Here is a 17091-nt window from a genome sequence, read left to right on the forward strand (position 1 = left end):
GCTATATACCCCCTTGGGGTATCATTCAATCCGATTTGAAACCACCAACAGGCGTCATGTTTCCATCACATCTTTGCCGCTTGGCGCGCGGCACAGGAAGCAACTTCGCGCGCCGACACTCTCGCCTTGATTTTGATGCCCTTCACGACGGCGAAGATCGCGGGAATCACGATCAGCGTCAGCAGCGTCGACGAGATCATGCCACCGATCATGGGCACCGCGATGCGCTGCATGATCTCCGAGCCGGTGCCGGTGCTCCACATGATCGGCAGCAGCCCGGCCATGATGGCGACCACCGTCATCATCTTCGGCCGGACGCGCTCGACCGCGCCCGCGATGATCGCGCGATGGAGATCGTCACGATCGATCGTGCGTCCCTCCGCAGCGCGGCGCGCGGTGATCTCGCCCAGCGCCTGGTTCAGATACATCAGCATCACGACGCCGGTCTCGGCGGCAACGCCGGCGAGCGCGATGAAGCCGACCGCGACCGCAACCGACAGGTTGAAGCCGAGCGCCCACATCAGCCAGAAGCCGCCGACCAGCGCGAACGGCAGCGACAGCATCACGATCATCGTCTCCGCCACCGAGCGGAAATTGAGGTAGAGCAGCAGGAAGATGATCGACAGCGTCACCGGCACCACGATCCTGAGCCGCGCGACGGCGCGTTCGAGATATTCGTACTGCCCGCTCCAGACCACGTAGGTTCCGGGCGGAAACTGCACGCCGGCCTGCACCGCGCGCTGCGCGTCCGCGACATAGCCGCCAAGATCGCGATCGCGGATATCGACATAGATGTAGGTCGCGAGCTGCCCGTTCTCGGTCCGGATCGTGGTCGGCCCGCGCGCCGGCGCGATGTCGGCGACCTCGCCGAGCGGCACCGCACCGCCCGCCGGCATCGGCACCAGGATGTCGCTGGCGATCGCGCCCGGATTGTCGCGCAAATCGCGTGGATAGCGCATGTTGACGGTGAAGCGCTGGCGTCCCTCGACCGTCGTGGTCACGCTCTGGCCGCCGAGCGCGGCCGCGATGGTGTCCTGCACGTCCTGCACCGCGATCCCGTAGCGCGACAAGGCCTCACGCTTCGGCGTGATCTCGAGATAGTAGCCGCCGAGGCTGCGCTCGGCATAGGCCGACGAGGTGCCGGGCACGCCCCGCACCACCTGCTCGACCTGGCGGGCGAGCTTGTCGATCACGGCAAGATCGGGACCGATCACCTTGACGCCGACCGGCGTCCGGATCCCGGTCGAGAGCATGTCGATGCGCGCCTTGATCGGCATGGTCCAGGCGTTGGAGACGCCGGGGAATTGCAGCGCCTTGTCCATCTCGGCGATCAGGCGGTCGAGCGTGAGGCCGGCGCGCCATTGCGGTTTCGGCTTCAGATTGATGATGGTCTCGAACATCTCCGACGGCGCCGGATCGGTCGCGGTCGCGGCGCGGCCGGCCTTGCCGTAGACCGAAACGACTTCCGGAAAGCTGCGGATGATGCGGTCCTGCATCTGCAGCAGCTCGGCCGCCTTGGTCACCGAAATCCCCGGCAGCGTGGTCGGCATATAGAGCAGCGTGCCCTCGTTGAGGTCGGGCATGAACTCGGTGCCGAGCTGCCGGGCCGGCCAGATCGAGACGGCGACGGCACCGAGCGCGAGCAGGATCACCAGCGTCTTCGCCCGCAACACGCCGTTGATGACCGGACGGTAGATCCAGATCAGGAAACGATTGATCGGATTTCTGTGCTCGGGGACGATCCTGCCGCGGACGAAGATCACCATCAGCGCCGGCACCAGCGTCACCGACAACAGCGCCGCCGCCGCCATCGCGAACGTCTTGGTGAACGCGAGCGGCGAGAACAGCCGCCCCTCCTGCGATTCCAGCGTGAAGATCGGCATGAAGGACACGGTGATGATCAGCAGGCTGAAGAACAGCGCCGGCCCCACCTCCGCCGCGGCCTCGATCAGGATCGCGACCCGCGACCGGCCGGGCTCGGCGCGCTCCAGATGCTTGTGCGCGTTCTCGATCATCACGATCGCCGCATCGATCATGGCGCCGATCGCGATCGCGATGCCGCCGAGGCTCATGATGTTGGAGCCGATGCCGAGCAGCTTCATCGCGCCGAATGCCATCAAGACGCCGACCGGCAGCATCAGGATCGCGACCAGCGCGCTGCGGACATGCAGCAGGAACACGATGCACACCAGCGCAACGACGACACTCTCCTCGAACAGTGTGCGCTTCAGCGTGTCGATTGCCGCATAGATCAAATTGGAGCGGTCATAGACCGGCACGATCTCGACCGATTTCGGCAGGCTGGTCGCGATCTCCCTGAAACGTTTCTTGACGTTTTCGATCACGTCGAGCGCGTTGACGCCGAAGCGTTGCAGCACGATGCCGCTCGCGACCTCGCCCTCGCCGTTCAGTTCAGCGATGCCGCGCCGCTCGTCGGGGCCGAGCTCGACGCGGGCGACGTCGCGCAGCAGCACCGGCGTGCCGCTGTCGGTCTTCAGCACGATGTTGCCGAGATCGTTGATATCCCTGAGATAGCCCTTGCCGCGGATGACATATTCGAACTCGGAGAGCTCGACCGTGCGGCCGCCGACGTCGGCATTGCTGGCGCGGATCGCATCGCGCATCCGCTGCATGGTGATGCCGCGGTCGCGCATCCGCTGCGGATCGAGGATCACGTTGTACTGCTTGACGAAGCCGCCGACGCTCGCGACCTCCGCCACGCCTTCCGCCCGCGCAAGCGCGAATTTCAGGTTCCAGTCCTGGATCGTGCGGGTGTCCGCAAGGTTCAGCTCTTTCGACATCACGGCATACTGGTAGACCCAGCCAACCCCGGTCGCGTCGGGCCCGATGGTCGGCGACACACCGGCAGGCAACCGCGACGCCGCGCCGTTGAGGAATTCGAGCACGCGCGAGCGCGCCCAGTAGATGTCCGTGCCGTCCTCGAAGATGACATAGACGAAGGACACGCCGAAGAACGAGAAGCCGCGCACGACCTTCGACTTCGGCACCGTCAGCATCGCCGTGGTCAGGGGATAGGTGACCTGGTCCTCGATCACCTGCGGCGCCTGGCCGGGATATTCGGTGTAGACGATGACCTGGGTGTCGGAGAGATCGGGGATCGCATCGAGCGGCAGATGCAGCAGCGCGTAGAGGCCCGCGGCCGCCGCAAAGCCGGTGCCGAACAGCACCAGCAGCAGGTTGCGCGCCGACCAGGCGATGACACGGGCAATCATCGCCGGTCCCCCGTCTTGTCGCCCTCGCTCGCCTGCGCAGCGCCGGCCTCGGCAAAGCCCTTGATCGCCGCCTTCAGGTTGCTTTCGGCATCGATCAGAAACGTCGCGGAGGTGACGACCGCGTCGCCCTCGCCGATGCCGCCGCGGATTTCGACATAACCCTCGCCGCGCCGCCCGAGCTTGACCTCGCGCGGCTCGAACCGCCCGTTGCCGCGGTCGATCAGCACGCTCTGGCGGCTGCCGGTGTCGAGGATGGAATTATCAGCTACCGTAAGTACCGGCGCCGCGCCGCCGGTGTCGACCTCGGCGTCGACATACATGTCCGGCAGCAGTGCGAGGTCGGCATTCTGCAATTCGATCCGCACCCGCGCGGTGCGCGTCTCCTTGTTGACCTGCGGATAGATCACGCTGATCCGGCCGACGAAACTGCGGCCGGGATAGCTGCGCGCCCGCACGGTCACGTTCTGCCCGACCACGATATTGCCGAGATCGCGCTCGGCAACGTCGACCAATGCCCACACGACAGAGACGTCGGCAATCCGAAACAGCACGTCGCCGGGTTGGGCGCGCATGCCCTCGATGGCGGCGCGCTGCAGCACGATGCCGTCGCGCGGCGACAGCCACTGGATCGCGATCGGAACCGTCCGGCTCTTTTCCATCTCGGCGATGACGGGTTCGGGAACGTCGAGATTGGTCAGCCGCTGCTTGGAGCCGCGCCCGTAGGGCTCGATACCCGCGGTCGCCTTCGACGTGATGGTCGCGACATATTCGGCCGCAGCGGACGATATTGCCGGGCTGTAGATCTCCATCAACGGCTGGCCCTTCGTTACGCGGCTGCCGGTCGTGACGTCGGCGACTTTCTGCACATAGCTCTCGGCCCGCATCGCGATGACGGAGACGCGACGCTCGTCGAGCTGGATCGTGCCGGGCGCACGGACCAGCGTGCGGATGCGGCGCATCTGCGCGGGCTCGGACTTGACGCCGCTGCGCTGGATCCTGCCGGGCGACAGCGTGATCGAACCGTCGTCGCTGTCATCGCCGTCATAGACGGCGATGTAATCCATCCCCATGGAGTCCTTCTTCGGCACCGGCGAGGTGTCGGGAAGTCCCATCGGATTGCGATAATATTTGACCTTGCGCTCGCCCTTCGCGGCAGGCGCAGCCATCGTCGCTGGCGATTCCGGCTCGTCGAAGCTGATATCGGCACCGGCGGCGACGGGCCGGTAGTCGCGGCCGTCAGCCGTCTTCTTCGGCGTCAGTGAGTAGAACGGCTTGCCGTCCGGATCGCGAAAATAGATCGGCGCGCCGGCTTCCGCCGCTTGCGCGGCGGGGGCAGTGAGATTTGCGCCCGGCCACGGCGGCAGGCCGCGACCGATACTTGCGACGCCTGCCGCTGCAAGGATCGCAGCGGCAGCGCCGGCTAGAGCGAGCCGGTTCATTTTCCCGCCGTGACGACGAGCTTGCTCTCGACCGTACCGGTCTCGCCCTGCACCTTCGCTCCGAGCGACAGCTGCCAGCGCCCGGCCATGCCGAAGGTCGCCTTGAACCGGTAGGTGCCGGGCTCGGTGCCCGGCATCGGCGTGACCTTGGTGGCCATCTCCTGCATGCCGTCCGGGGCCATGTCGAGCCGCGTCGCGAAGATCACGGCGTCAGGCACCGCCTTGCCGGTCTTCTTGTTCATCAGCCGGACCATGACAACCTTGTCCGGACCGGCCTGCACGGTCTGGTCGACGAGTTGGAATTCGTAGTCCCTGATGTCGGCGCGCGCGACGTTGGCGGTGCCTGTCAGCGACAGGCCGATGAGCGCGGCCCCTACGGCACGCGATGTGTTGAACAACTTCATGATCTCATTCCTCGATTGGATCTGATCTGCCGCTTGCGCGGCATGAAACGTCCACGCGTCCAAAGGCCGCGTGGCAGCAACCGGCGCTTTGCAGCGCCAGTCAGACCAAATGTCGAGGAGGATGGTCGGGAGGCGGACGGACCAGGCCGTCGGCAACCAGATCGTCATGCGGATGCAATTGCAGCTGCGTCACCGGCCTCATCGCGAGGCCGAGGGCCGACGGTCCCGTGTGCAGGACCTTCAGCATGCAAATCGCAACCAGCGGACAATCCCGGCAGTCATTGCTCTTCTGCTTGTCGGGGCAGCACGGCATATCGGCCGCCATGTCCGACGTGTCCGCCATCTGGCTCATACCGGTCAACAAAGATCCGGCCGCCGCAGGCGTAGCCAGCGGCGCAATTGTCAGGCCTGCCGTCACGAGGACGGCGAGCAGCAATCTGAACAATTGGCGAACATTCATGGTGTGACAGTCTCACAAAGGACGGGTGCTGGAAAGGTCACCCTGTTCACAAGTGCACCAGGGAGAGGTTAGGTGGTTAACCGTTCATCCCGGCCTGACACCCCGTGTATCGCGCCGCCTATTGAGACTTCGGCCCGCCGTGATAGCGCCACCGCGTTCCAGCCGTGTCCGGAACGTTCATAGGCTGCAAGCGCGCCGCTTCCTGATCATAACCGAATGCAGACATCGGGTTGCGTTGGGCGGCGACCGCTGGCGTTGTTCCCCTGGCCTCATTGGGCAAATACCGCGTGTCGGAGATCGTCGCGCCCGCTTGCGCAGCCGCCGATGCCACAACAACCGGCACCAGGAACGAGAAAGCAAGAATGATCTTGTTGATCGACATAACCCGGCTCCATCATTTTTCTGAAGTGCATTCATTTGCGCTTCTGATCATGAGTTCGGAGCCGATATTCCCCCGGTTACAGGCTCACGCCGACGTGAAAGGTCCGATCTCCCCTTTCACCAACGCAGCAGCCGCGGTCCCAATACCGCACCCGCGAGTGTGCACAGTACGATCGTGCCGCCGTACCACAGCGCGACAAAGGGCAGCGAATCATCGGTACAATGGAGTGCGTAGGCGACCGCGCTCACGCCACCTGCGACGAGGCCGCCGAAGGCCCCTGCCCGCACCAGATTGGTCGGCGCCGCCTTTCTGACGGCCCAGATGACCACGGCAAACGGCACGATCGCGATCACCGGAATGGAAATCAGGCATTCGAGCCATTGGTCTCCCATGACCATCCTGTCCCAGTGGGAGCTGGGCGCCTGTCCAAGGCTGATCGCGGCGAGCAGCATGATCGCCGCGAACGGTAGTGCAGCAAGTCCAAGGGAAATTGTTCGCTCACCTCCCGGACGCGCCAGCCGGGTCAGATAGACCGACGCCGCACCCATGGTGCCGAGCGCGAATGCAAGCTTCAGGAACAGAAAGGTCACGGCGCGAGGCGTGGTCAGGTCGGCGCGGACACCAAGCCCAGCAAACACGAGGCCAAGCGCGGCAACCAGCCCCAGCCCGAGCGCGATAGCGACACTGCGGCTGACCAGCCGGCGATCGACCGGCTCGACATTCATACTGAGCGCGGTGATGAGTTCATCCGTCTTCATAGTTCCGTTCTCCGAGCGATCAACGCGGCCAGAGCTTTGAGCCCGCGATGGATGCTGACCTTCACACCGGATTCCGACATGCCGCACCGCTGCGCCGCCTCTACGACGCTCAATCCATCGAGCTTTACGGCCGCGATCGCGCACTGCATGTTCGCCGGCAACTGCTTGAGCAATCGCCTGACGTCAAAGCTGCTCTCGGCGCCGACGTGATCGTCATGCGCCGTGATGTCGTCGGCCTCGTCGATCGGCACGTCGGCGCGCGACGCCCGTGTTCGGCGCAGGAAATCGATCAGCTTGTAGCGCGCGACCGCGTGCACCCAGGGTGTCAATGGCTGTGCCGGATCGTAGGTGTGCCGCTGGAGGTGAATCGCCAGTACAGCCTCCTGCACCAGGTCCTCCGCCTCCGCCGCGCCGCGTCCGGTTCTGGCAAGCTGGCTCTTGTAATAGGCACGCAAATGCCGACTCAGGCGCTCCAGCAATGCCCGATGGGCCGCTGCATCGCCATCCTGGCTGGCAAGCATCAGTGGCTTGAGCTCGTTCTCCGCGGTCGTCATGCAGCGCCTGTACCTACTGGTTCGCTTACGCGGCCAGTTTGGTTACACCCTGATCGGTCAGGCTACGAACAATTTTCGATGCCGCCGTGGAGCCGCCCCTGCTAGGGGCGGCAGAATTGAGCGAGGCTCGGATGCACCGCGCCGTGAGAACGCGGTGCCCGTGCGAGCCGCAGACACCGCCCCAGCGAAGAGGATGGCGGTGCGGGCGTTCAACCGGTCACGTTTGCTTCAAGGTCGCCGGATCGACCGGCATTTTGCGCAGCCGCTTGCCGGTCGCCGCGAAGATCGCGTTGCTGATCGCCGGCACGATGCCCGATGTTCCGGTCTCGCCCATGCCGCCGGGCGGCTCGGTGCTCGGGACGATGTGGACCTCGATCGCCGGGGCCTGATCGATGCGCAGCATCTGGTAGCTGTCGAAATTACTCTGCTCGACGCGGCCGTTTTTCAGCGTGATCTCGCCGTAGAGCGCCGCCGTGACGCCGAAATTGATGCCGCTCTGCAGCTGCGCCTGCACCGTGTCGGGATTGACCACGGTGCCGCAATCCATCGCGCAGACGACGCGGTGGACGCGGACCGAGCCATCCCTGGCGACCTCGACCTCGGCGACCTGGGCGAGGTAGCTGCCGAACACGAATTGCAGCGATACGCCGCGTCCGCGCCCGGCCGGCAGCTTGCCGCCCCAGCCGGCCTTGGCCGCCGCGAGCTCGAGTGCCGCCTTGGCGCGCGGCGACTTGCCGAGCAGCGCGCGGCGGTAGTCGACCGGATCCTGCTTCGCCGCCGCCGCCAGCTCGTCGATCACGCTTTCGGTGACGAACACGTTGTGCGAGGGCCCGACGCTGCGCCAGAACGCGGTCGGAATGCCCGGCGGCTCGACCCGGACATATTCGACGTGGAAGTTCGGAATGTCGTAGACGAGATCGATCGCGCCCTCGGTCGTGTCGGGGTCGAGCCCGTTGCGGAACGCCGGCGGCGCCCATCGCGCCAGCACCGACGAGCCGGCAAAGCGGTTGTTCCAGGCGACCGGCTTGCCGGATGCATCGAGGCCGACCGAAATCCGGTCGCACCAGTAGGGCCGGTACATGTCGTGCTGGATGTCCTCCTCGCGGGTCCACACCAGCTTGACCGGCGCATCGACCTGCTTGGCGATCTGCACCGCGCGAATGACGCCATCGACCTCGAGCCTGCGGCCGAAGCCGCCGCCGAGCAGATGATTGTGCACCACCACCTTCTCGGGCGGCATGTTCAGCACCTTCGCGGCCACCGCCTGCGCGCGCGAGAGCGCCTGGCTGCCGACCCAGATCTCGCAGCCATCAGGGCGCACATGCACGGTGCAGTTCATCGGCTCCATCGTCGCATGGGCGAGGAACGGCAGCTGATAGGTCGCCTCGACTTTCGTCGCTGCGCCCGCCATGGCCTTGTCGGCGTCGCCGATATTTTGCGCGACCGTGCCCGGCTTGGTGGTGGCAGCTTCGAGCTCGCGTGCGATATCTGACGTGGCGAGCTTGGCGTGAGCCCCCTCGTCCCACTCGATCGTGAGCGCCGCCAGACCCTTCTTCGCCGCCCCCATGTGGTCGGCCACCACCGCGACGGCGTCGTCGAGCGTCACGATCTGTCGCACGCCCTTGACGGCTTTTGCAGCCGCATCATCGACGCGCTTCACCCGCCCGCCGAACACCGGCGACTGCGCCAGGGTCGCGACCTTCACCCCGGGCGGCCGTGCGTCGATGCCGTAGACCGCCGTGCCGTTGATCTTGGAGGGCGTATCGAGCCGCTTGGCCGGCGTGCCGATCAACTTGAACTCGGACGGCCTCTTCAGCGTGACATTCTCCGGCACCGGCATCTGCGCCGCGTCAGTCGCCAGTTCGCCGTAGCCCAGCTTGCGCCCGGAGGCCGCGTGATGCACCTCGCCGTTCTCGGCGCGGCATGTCCCCGGCTCGACGTTCCAGCGCTTCGCCGCGGCTGCGACCAGCATCGCTTTCGCGGTGGCGCCGGCTTTCCGCATCGGCTGCCAGGCGCCGCGCATCGCGTTCGAATTGCCGGTGGCCTGCACGCCGAGCAGCGGGTTGGCGTAGAGCTTGTCGCTCGGCGGCGCGTGCTCGAGCCGGACCTGCGTCAGGCCGATCTCGAGCTCCTCGGCGATCAGCATCGGGATCGAGGTATAGGTGCCCTGCCCCATCTCGACATAGGGCATGGTCAGCACGACCTTGCCGTCGCTACCAATCCGGACGAAGGCATTCGGCGCGAAGCCATCGGAGGCGGCCGCCTCGCTCTCGCGGCTCGCGAACGGCAGGCTCACGCTGAGCAGCAGACCGCCGCCCGCGATCGCGCCGGCGCGGAGGAAGTTGCGCCGCGACAGATCGGCGGCGCGCTCGGACAAATTGTCGATCAGCGTCATGGCTCAACCTCCCGACTGTGCGGCTTGCTTGATCGCTTCGCGAATGCGGACATAGGTGCCGCAGCGGCAGATGTTGCCCGACATCGCGTCGTCGATATCGGCATCCGTCGGCTTCGGCTTGCCCGCGAGCAGCGCGGAAGCCGACATGATCTGCCCGGACTGGCAGTAGCCGCATTGCGGCACCTCGTGCGCGAGCCAGGCGTCCTGGATCTTCTTGCCCGCCGGCGTTTTGCCGACCGCCTCGATGGTCGTGATCTTGGAGTCGCCGATGCTGTCGATCGTCGTGATGCAGGAGCGCACCGCGCTGTCATCGAGATGCACCGTGCAGGCGCCGCACAGCGCCATGCCGCAGCCGAACTTGGTGCCAGTCATGCCGAGCACGTCGCGCAGCACCCAGAGCAGCGGCGTGTCGCCATCGGCATCGACCTGATGACTGGTCCCATTGATCGTGATCTGGAAAGGCATCCTGACACTCCTGTCCTGGTTCGAGGCCCCGCGCGGTCCGCGCCCCTCCGGGCGCGACCGGCCACATTCCAAAGCAATCGCACGCATCATCGCGCCGATTGCTCACTTATGGTAATAAATACAATTCCAGCGCGCTATAAGCGGCGCTTTGATCTGCAGTGAAATAACTATTGGTTTATAATCATGGATCGACTGACCAGCATGTCCGTGTTCGCCCGCGTCGCCGATCTCGGCTCCTTCACCGCGGCGGCCAAGGAGCTGCGGATGTCGCCGACCATGATCGGCAAGCATATCCGTTTTCTCGAGGACCGGCTCGGCTCGCAATTGATCAACCGGTCGACCCGGCGGCAGGGCCTCACCGAGCTCGGCCGCAGCTATCTCGATCACTGCAGGCAGTTGCTGGAACAGGCCGAGGCCGGCGATGCGCTGGTCGAGGAGGCCCTGAGCGCACCGCGCGGCAAGCTGCGCGTGGCGACCTCGGTCGCCTTCGGGTCGTACAGCCTGGCGCCCGCGCTGGTCCGCTTCATGAAGAGATATCCGGACGTCTCGGTCGACCTCATCCTCAGCGACAGGATGGTCGACCTGCTCGAGGAAGGGCTGGACGCGGCGATCCGGGTCGGCACGCTGACCGACTCCACCATGATGTCGCGCTCGCTGTCGCCCTATACCGGCGTGGTTTGCGCCGCGCCGAGCTATCTCGCCGAACGCGGCACGCCGACCCATCCGGCGGATCTCGCCCACCACGAGTGCCTGCGCTACCCCGGCTGGTCGGACGGACAGCGATGGACCTTCTCCGGGCCGGAGGGCGAAGTGCATGTCGATGTCGCGAGCCGCCTCTTCATCAACAGCGCGTTCGGCATCCGCTATGCGGCGCTTGCCGGCGCCGGCATCGTGCTGATGCGCGACGAGTTGCTGGCCGACGATATCGCCGCGGGACGGCTGCAGGTCCTGCTGCCGAACTACACGACGCAGACCCGCGCGCGTCAGATCCTGTGGCCGAAGCACCGCAAGATGACGCCGAAGCTCCGCGCGCTGATCGACTTCATCGTGGAGACGTATGGGTGAGCCAGATCGATCCTCCGGTTCACGGTCGAAACGTGAATTGAGGTTAGTTCGTGCCTGCTATGATGAGAAGATTATTGAGTACGGGCGTGGAGCAAAACGCCACCACTATCGCGATATTGTAAGGGTTGTTGCTGCGCCACAGCAGCCACATCATGAAATAGGTCAAACCGAGCTTCGGGATCAGCCACCAGGGGCCGAGCCATGTCTGAGCGACATGCATGAACGGGTTCAACTCGCCGAGGCCGAGATTCAGGATCGTGTTGGTGGTGTAGAGATCGGCGATGCCAAGAAGCAGGACAGACAGCACGAGGAGCGTCTTGGCTAGGTAACGCGGCCCCAGAATAATCTCGTAGGCAAATGCGACGCCCTGCGGGACGTTCCGCTTGAACCACGACTGCGCCGCGTCATTGGTCGCGAAGACCTTCAGATGCTCCGGCTCGCCAACGGGCTTGCTTGTGTCGGTATAGACCCAGACTTTCATTCGATTGCTCAAATAGCTCTTTTCAAATCATAAAAAGTATCATCTGCCGAGATGGTACGCTCCGGAGACAGCTCTGCCGTCGCCGTAGGGATTGATTCCGGAAAGTGGCGCTGGTTGGCCTTCGAGGTGCCGCTTCAGGGCGATTCAATCGTTGCGTCGCTTCAGGTCCATGCGTCCAATGCGTTCATCAATCAGTCGATTTAGTCTCTCGTCCCGCAGTGAATTCTTCCTAAACAGCCCGCCATGCAGCCGATAGGCAAGAAGAAGCAGGACAATAGCAGTGCCCCCCAGATAGTAGGACCAGTCCATTCTTGAACCGCGCCTGGTTGCTGCAATGGGCGAAGCTTAGGGCGAGCCTGTCCTACTTGTCCAACGCTATCCTGTGCGCCGCACCTGTCCGCGCCTGAATGGATTGGCCTGATTTATGCTTGGAAATGGCCGCATACGGAGGACGCGCGATGAGGCGGGACCTTTTGGTTATTTGCGGCGGCATGCTGGCCACGGGCGCCATCGCCTGGATCCTGCTGGGCAACCCGGCGAGCGTGCCACATATGCACGGGCTCCAGACGATGTCGGCCGATCAAGACCTGAGACTCGTCTCCCGGCGAAGTCCATATATGCGAGACGAGCGCTAGGGCCGTCCCCGGCGGATGCCCCGCGAAATTCAATCGCTGAGTTTCCCGACGAGGCAAGGCGGCTGTCGATTCGAATGCGCCCAGTCAGTGGGACTGAGCATAGGGTGCAGCATTCATCAGCAGCACCCCGAAAAGCAGGACCAGATAGAGCATCGAAAACACGAACAGGCGACGAGCGGGCCGCCTTTCCTTGTCGTGGCTCCGGCGTACCTGCCATGCGAGAAAAATCATGATCGCTCCCAGCGTCGCTGCAGCCGCGCCGTAGGCGGCTCCCGCAAACCCCAGTGCACAAGGCAGCAGCGAGGTCGAAACCAGAAGCACGCTGTAGAGAAGAATCTGGCGCTTTGTTTCGGTCCTGCCGGCCACGACCGGCAACATCGGCACGCCGGCGCGGGCATACTCTCCAGCAAGATTGAGCGACAGTGCCCAGAAGTGGGGTGGCGTCCAAAGGAAGATGATCAGAAACAGGATGAGCGGCTCGAGCCCGACATATCCTGTGACCGCGACCCAGCCGATCACCGGAGGGAGCGCTCCGGCGGCACCGCCAATGACGATATTCTGCGGGGTTCGGCGCTTAAGCCACATCGTGTAGACGACGACGTAGAAGAAGATCGTGAAAGCCAGCAGCGCAGCAGCGGCCATGTTCAGCAAGGTGCCGAGGGCGAGAACCGCGCACGAGCCGAGCATCAATCCGAAGACCAATGCTTCCGGGCGCGATACGCGGCCGCTGGGAATTGGACGGATGGCGGTACGTGCCATCATCGCATCGATGTCGGCGTCGTACCACATATTGAGCGCAGCTGCGGCGCCGGCGCCCGCAGCGATGCAAAGAAGAGCAGCGAGCCCGGTGAAGGGATCGATGCCGCCCGGTGCGACCATGAGACCGACCAGTGCGGTAAAGACGACCAGCGACATCACGCGCGGTTTCGTCAGTGCGACGTAGTCTCCGATGTTGGCATAGCTCCGGCGACGAATTGAACGATTGATTTGCACGAGATTAATTCCTCGTCAGTTCGAAAAGCCATCGGTTGAAGGCCCTCTTCGCAGGGTGCCGGAAGATGTGGCGAGGCCTCCGCCTTCGGGATGCCCTGCCTCGTCCAGCATGACCCATGTGGTCATGGCCGTCGCATTTCTAGCTTGCCGGCGCGAAGAACATGACCCGAAGCAGATGCGTATAGTCGGATTCGAACACCATGATCCCTACAAACACCAGCACCAGCACTGGCGGCAGCAGGATGGCGTAGGCCAACGCCAACCGCTCCCAGGCCATGTGCATGAACACTGCGACGATCAGGCCGGCCTTCAGCACCATGAACAGCAGGATCAGCGACCACCGCAGGTGGCCATGGATACCAAAATAGTCGACGAGATAGGAGCAGGTGCTGAGCACGAACAGCCATCCCCAGACCACCAGATAGAGCTTGATCGGGTGCTGCTGGCCCTCTGCATGCGCGGCGCCCGATGTCACCGCACCATGCACATAGGTGTGTAGCGCATGCTGTGCCGCCTGCCCTTCCACATGTACCGCTGCTTCTGTCATGCGCGACCTCACCAGAGATAAAAGAAGGCAAAGATGAACACCCAGACCAGATCGACGAAATGCCAGTACAGGCCCATGATTTCGACGATCTCGTAGTAGCCCTTGCGGCTCGTGAAAAAGCCGCGCCGCTCGACGTCGAAGTCTCCCCGCCAAACCTTTCGCGCGATGGCGATCAGGAAGATCACACCGATGGTCACGTGGGTGCCGTGGAAGCCGGTAATCATGAAGAAGGAAGCGCCAAATTGCGGTGCGCCCCACGGGTTGCCCCAGGGGCGCACGCCCTCCATGATCAGCTTGGTCCATTCGAAAGCCTGCATTCCGACGAACGTCGCGCCAAATGCCGCGGTGACCAGCATCAAGGCTGCCGTTTTGACGCGATCCCGGCGGTAGCCGAAGTTGACGGCCATCGCCATCGTCCCGCTGCTGCTGATCAGGACGAAGGTCATGATCGCAATCAGGATGAGCGGGATGTGCTGGCCGCCGATATTGAGCGCGAAGACTTCGCTGGGATTGGGCCACGGCACTGTCGTCGACATTCGCGCCGTCATGTACGACAGCAGGAAGCAGCTGAAGATGAAGGTGTCGCTCAGAAGGAAGATCCACATCATGGCCTTCCCCCAGGACACGTTCTTGAACGCGCGCTGGTCCGAGGCCCAGTCGGCGGCGATGCCGCGCAATCCGGGTATCGTCCCGGGCAGCGCCTTGGGGGTTGCGAGTGTGGTTTCTGTCATCGCTTCCTGCCCTCGCTAGGTGAGCAACTGGCGACAGATGTCGACGAAATTGTCGGTCCAGCCCGTCAGCAGACCGAGCAGCACCAGCCAGACCAGCAACAGGAAATGCCAGTAGATGGTACAAAGCTCGACGCTCAGGCGCATCTGCGTCATCGGCGCGCCGCGCCACAGTTTTACGGTCGCCCTGCCGAGCGCCACCAGGCCGCCGGTCACGTGCAGCCCGTGGAGCGCGGTGATCAGATAGAAGAAGGAATTGGCCGGATTCGACGCCATGACATAGCCGGCGCTGTTGAGCTGCTGCCACACCACGAGCTGCCCGATCAGGAACATCACGGCCGATGCAGCGCCGACCAACAGGCCCGCGATCAAGCCTTCATGGTCGTCGTGGCGCGCGGCCATCAGCGCCCATTGCAGCGCCACGCTGCTGATGACGAGGACGCCGGTGTTGAACCACACCAGCCTCGGCAGCGGCAGCTCGCGCCAGTCCACCATGGTGGTGCGCATCGAGTAGGCGCTGATCAGGAGCGCGAACAGCGAGCCGACCACCGCGAGAAAAACACCGAGGCCGATTTTCGCCGCCGGCACCGAAGAGCCGCGATCGCCGCGAAGATCGACGGCAATGCCCTGCTCCAGCCACGGCTTGGCGGCCAGCCGTTGCTGCGAGAGCCACCATCCCGCGATCGCTGCAATCGTAGCAATGAACAGGACGATGGCACTCACGGATGGGCCCCCTGGGCCAGCACCTTGGCCGGCGGTTCATTCTGCGGGATGAAGTCCCTGGCGGCACCGGGCACGCTGTAATCATAGGCCCAGCGATACACGACGGGGAGCTCCTTGCCCCAGTTGCCGTGCCCCGGCGGGGTCTCCGGCGTCTGCCATTCCAGCGAGGTGGCACCCCAGGGATTGCCGCCCGCCTCTTTTCCCTTGAACAGGCTCCAGACCAGATTGAACAGGAAGACGAGCTGGGCGAAGCCGACAATCAACGCCGCGACGCTCATGAACGCGTTGAGGTCATGGGCGGATGCCGGGACGAAGGATGTCTCGCCGATGTCGTGATAGCGGCGCGGCATCCCGAGCAGGCCGAGATAGTGCATCGGGAAGAACACCGCATAGGCCCCGACGAACGTCACCCAGAAGTGGAAGCGTCCGAGCGCACCATTGAGCATCCGTCCGGTGACCTTCGGATACCAGTGATAGATCCCGCCGAACACGGCCATGATCGGCGCAATCCCCATCACCATGTGGAAGTGGGCAACAACGAACATCGTATCGGACAGCGGAACGTCGACGACAACGTTGCCGAGGAACAGCCCGGTCAGGCCGCCATTGACGAAGGTGACGATGAAGCCGAGCGCAAACAGCATCGGCACCGTGAGATGGATGTCGCCGCGCCAAAGGGTCAGCACCCAGTTGTAGACCTTGATCGCGGTCGGGACCGCGATGATGAGCGTCGTGGTGGCGAAGAAGAACCCGAAATACGGGTGCATGCCGCTGACATACATGTGGTGCGCCCACACGACGAAGCTCAGCGCCCCGATCGCCACGATCGCCCAGACCATCATGCGATAGCCGAAGATGTTCTTGCGCGCGTGCGTACTGATCAGATCCGAGATGATGCCGAACGCCGGCAGCGCGACGATGTAGACCTCGGGGTGGCCGAAGAACCAGAACAAATGCTGGAACAGGATCGGGCTGCCGCCGCCATACTTGGTCAGCTGGCCCATCTCGACCAGTGTCGGCATGAAGAAGCTGGTTCCAAGGAGGCGGTCCAGCAGCAGCATCACCGAGGCCACGAACAGCGCCGGGAACGCCAGCAGCGCCATCACGGTGGCGGTGAAGATGCCCCACACGGTCAGGGGCATGCGCATCAAGGTCATGCCGCGTGTGCGGGCCTGCAACACTGTTACCACGTAATTGAGCCCGCCCATCGTGAAGCCGATGATGAACAGGATCAGCGAGGCCAGCATGAGAACGATGCCCCAGTCCTGTCCGGGGGTACCGGAGAGAATCGCCTGGGGTGGATAAAGCGTCCAGCCGGCGCCGGTCGGCCCGCCCGGCACGAAGAACGTCGCGGCCAGCACCAGCACCGCGAGCAGGTAGACCCAATAGCTCAGCATGTTCACATAGGGGAAAACCATGTCCCGCGCGCCGACCATCAGCGGGATGAGGTAGTTGCCGAAGCCGCCGAGGAACAGCGCCGTGAGCAGGTAGATCACCATGATCATGCCGTGCATGGTGATGAACTGAAGGTACTGATTGGCATCGATAAAGGAGAATGTGCCGGGAAATCCCAGCTGCAGCCGCATCATCCACGACAGCACCAGCGCAACCATTCCGATCGACATCGCCGTGATCGAGTACTGGACGGCGATCACCTTGGCGTCTTGCGAAAAAACGTACCTCGTCCACCAGCTGTGCGGATGATAGAGCTCAACCTCAGCGACTTCGGCGGGCGGAATGCCTGCGACCTGATCAAACGGGATATCGACCATCGGAATTCCCTCCTTGGTCTTCCGCTCAGCGACGAGTTCACTTCATATCCGGCCGAA

Annotated in this window: 16 protein-coding genes; 1 reads left to right on the plus strand and 15 read right to left on the minus strand. The window is 63.9% G+C overall.

The genetic code is table 11. The features are described 5' to 3' along the window. Nucleotides 1-65: 65 nt before the first annotated feature. The 9 genes from ACVWYP_RS30755 to ACVWYP_RS30795 all read right to left on the minus strand — a co-directional run bounded on the left by ACVWYP_RS30755 (nucleotide 66) and on the right by ACVWYP_RS30795 (nucleotide 10090). Nucleotides 66-3233, minus strand: coding sequence for an efflux RND transporter permease subunit (locus ACVWYP_RS30755; RefSeq protein ID WP_304495926.1), 3168 nt, complete (start codon nucleotides 3231-3233; stop codon nucleotides 66-68). After that, nucleotides 3230-4672, minus strand: a complete 1443-nt coding sequence (locus tag ACVWYP_RS30760; RefSeq protein ID WP_304495927.1) for an efflux RND transporter periplasmic adaptor subunit — start codon at nucleotides 4670-4672, stop codon at nucleotides 3230-3232. Before ACVWYP_RS30760 ends, ACVWYP_RS30755 begins: the two co-directional genes overlap by 4 nt. Continuing rightward, nucleotides 4669-5076, minus strand: a complete 408-nt coding sequence (locus tag ACVWYP_RS30765) for a FixH family protein (protein WP_304495928.1) — start codon at nucleotides 5074-5076, stop codon at nucleotides 4669-4671. Before ACVWYP_RS30765 ends, ACVWYP_RS30760 begins: the two co-directional genes overlap by 4 nt. Before the next feature lie 100 nt (nucleotides 5077-5176). Further along, nucleotides 5177-5536, minus strand: coding sequence for a hypothetical protein (locus ACVWYP_RS30770; protein WP_304495929.1), 360 nt, complete (start codon nucleotides 5534-5536; stop codon nucleotides 5177-5179). A 118-nt stretch (nucleotides 5537-5654) separates the two neighbouring features. Next, on the minus strand, nucleotides 5655-5918 hold the full coding sequence (locus ACVWYP_RS30775) for a hypothetical protein (protein WP_304495930.1): 264 nt from the start codon (nucleotides 5916-5918) through the stop codon (nucleotides 5655-5657). A gap of 116 nt (nucleotides 5919-6034) precedes the next feature. Continuing rightward, nucleotides 6035-6676, minus strand: coding sequence for a DUF1109 domain-containing protein (locus ACVWYP_RS30780; protein WP_304495931.1), 642 nt, complete (start codon nucleotides 6674-6676; stop codon nucleotides 6035-6037). Continuing rightward, nucleotides 6673-7230, minus strand: a complete 558-nt coding sequence (locus ACVWYP_RS30785) for a sigma-70 family RNA polymerase sigma factor (protein WP_304495932.1) — start codon at nucleotides 7228-7230, stop codon at nucleotides 6673-6675. The genes ACVWYP_RS30780 and ACVWYP_RS30785 overlap by 4 nt, the downstream gene beginning before the upstream one ends. A 217-nt stretch (nucleotides 7231-7447) precedes the next feature. Then, nucleotides 7448-9625 carry a xanthine dehydrogenase family protein molybdopterin-binding subunit gene (locus tag ACVWYP_RS30790; RefSeq protein WP_304495933.1) on the minus strand — a complete coding sequence of 726 codons (2178 nt, stop codon included), beginning with the start codon at nucleotides 9623-9625 and terminating at the stop codon, nucleotides 7448-7450. Between the two features lie 3 nt (nucleotides 9626-9628). After that, entirely contained in the window at nucleotides 9629-10090 is a 462-nt protein-coding gene (locus tag ACVWYP_RS30795) for a (2Fe-2S)-binding protein (RefSeq protein WP_304495934.1), read from the minus strand. Between the two features lie 183 nt (nucleotides 10091-10273). Between ACVWYP_RS30795 and ACVWYP_RS30800 the strand changes: the two genes are divergently transcribed. Then, entirely contained in the window at nucleotides 10274-11155 is an 882-nt protein-coding gene (locus ACVWYP_RS30800) for a LysR substrate-binding domain-containing protein (RefSeq protein ID WP_304495935.1), read from the plus strand. Between the two features lie 43 nt (nucleotides 11156-11198). Here the strand turns inward: ACVWYP_RS30800 and ACVWYP_RS30805 are convergent, their stop codons facing one another. The 6 genes from ACVWYP_RS30805 to ctaD form a co-directional block, all read right to left on the minus strand. After that, a complete protein-coding gene (locus ACVWYP_RS30805) occupies nucleotides 11199-11636 on the minus strand; it encodes a DUF5658 family protein (protein ID WP_304495936.1) in 438 nt (145 codons plus the stop codon). A 719-nt stretch (nucleotides 11637-12355) separates the two neighbouring features. After that, nucleotides 12356-13264: a heme o synthase gene (locus tag ACVWYP_RS30810; protein WP_304495937.1), complete on the minus strand. Its 909-nt coding sequence runs from the start codon at nucleotides 13262-13264 to the stop codon at nucleotides 12356-12358. A 139-nt stretch (nucleotides 13265-13403) separates the two neighbouring features. After that, on the minus strand, nucleotides 13404-13811 hold the full coding sequence (locus ACVWYP_RS30815; RefSeq protein ID WP_304495938.1) for a cytochrome C oxidase subunit IV family protein: 408 nt from the start codon (nucleotides 13809-13811) through the stop codon (nucleotides 13404-13406). 8 nt (nucleotides 13812-13819) lie between these two features. Beyond that, the gene (locus ACVWYP_RS30820; protein WP_028342670.1) at nucleotides 13820-14542 is read right to left on the minus strand and encodes a heme-copper oxidase subunit III family protein; all 723 of its coding nucleotides are present in this window, start codon (nucleotides 14540-14542) and stop codon (nucleotides 13820-13822) included. Nucleotides 14543-14557: 15 nt separating this feature from the next. Next, nucleotides 14558-15262 (minus strand): cytochrome c oxidase subunit 3, encoded by a 705-nt coding sequence (locus ACVWYP_RS30825; protein ID WP_304495939.1) that lies wholly within the window; start codon nucleotides 15260-15262, stop codon nucleotides 14558-14560. Further along, a complete protein-coding gene (gene ctaD, locus ACVWYP_RS30830; protein ID WP_304495940.1) occupies nucleotides 15259-17034 on the minus strand; it encodes a cytochrome c oxidase subunit I in 1776 nt (591 codons plus the stop codon). Before ctaD ends, ACVWYP_RS30825 begins: the two co-directional genes overlap by 4 nt. Nucleotides 17035-17091 lie beyond the last annotated feature (57 nt).

The sequence above is a fragment of the Bradyrhizobium sp. USDA 3262 genome, from assembly GCF_054060035.1.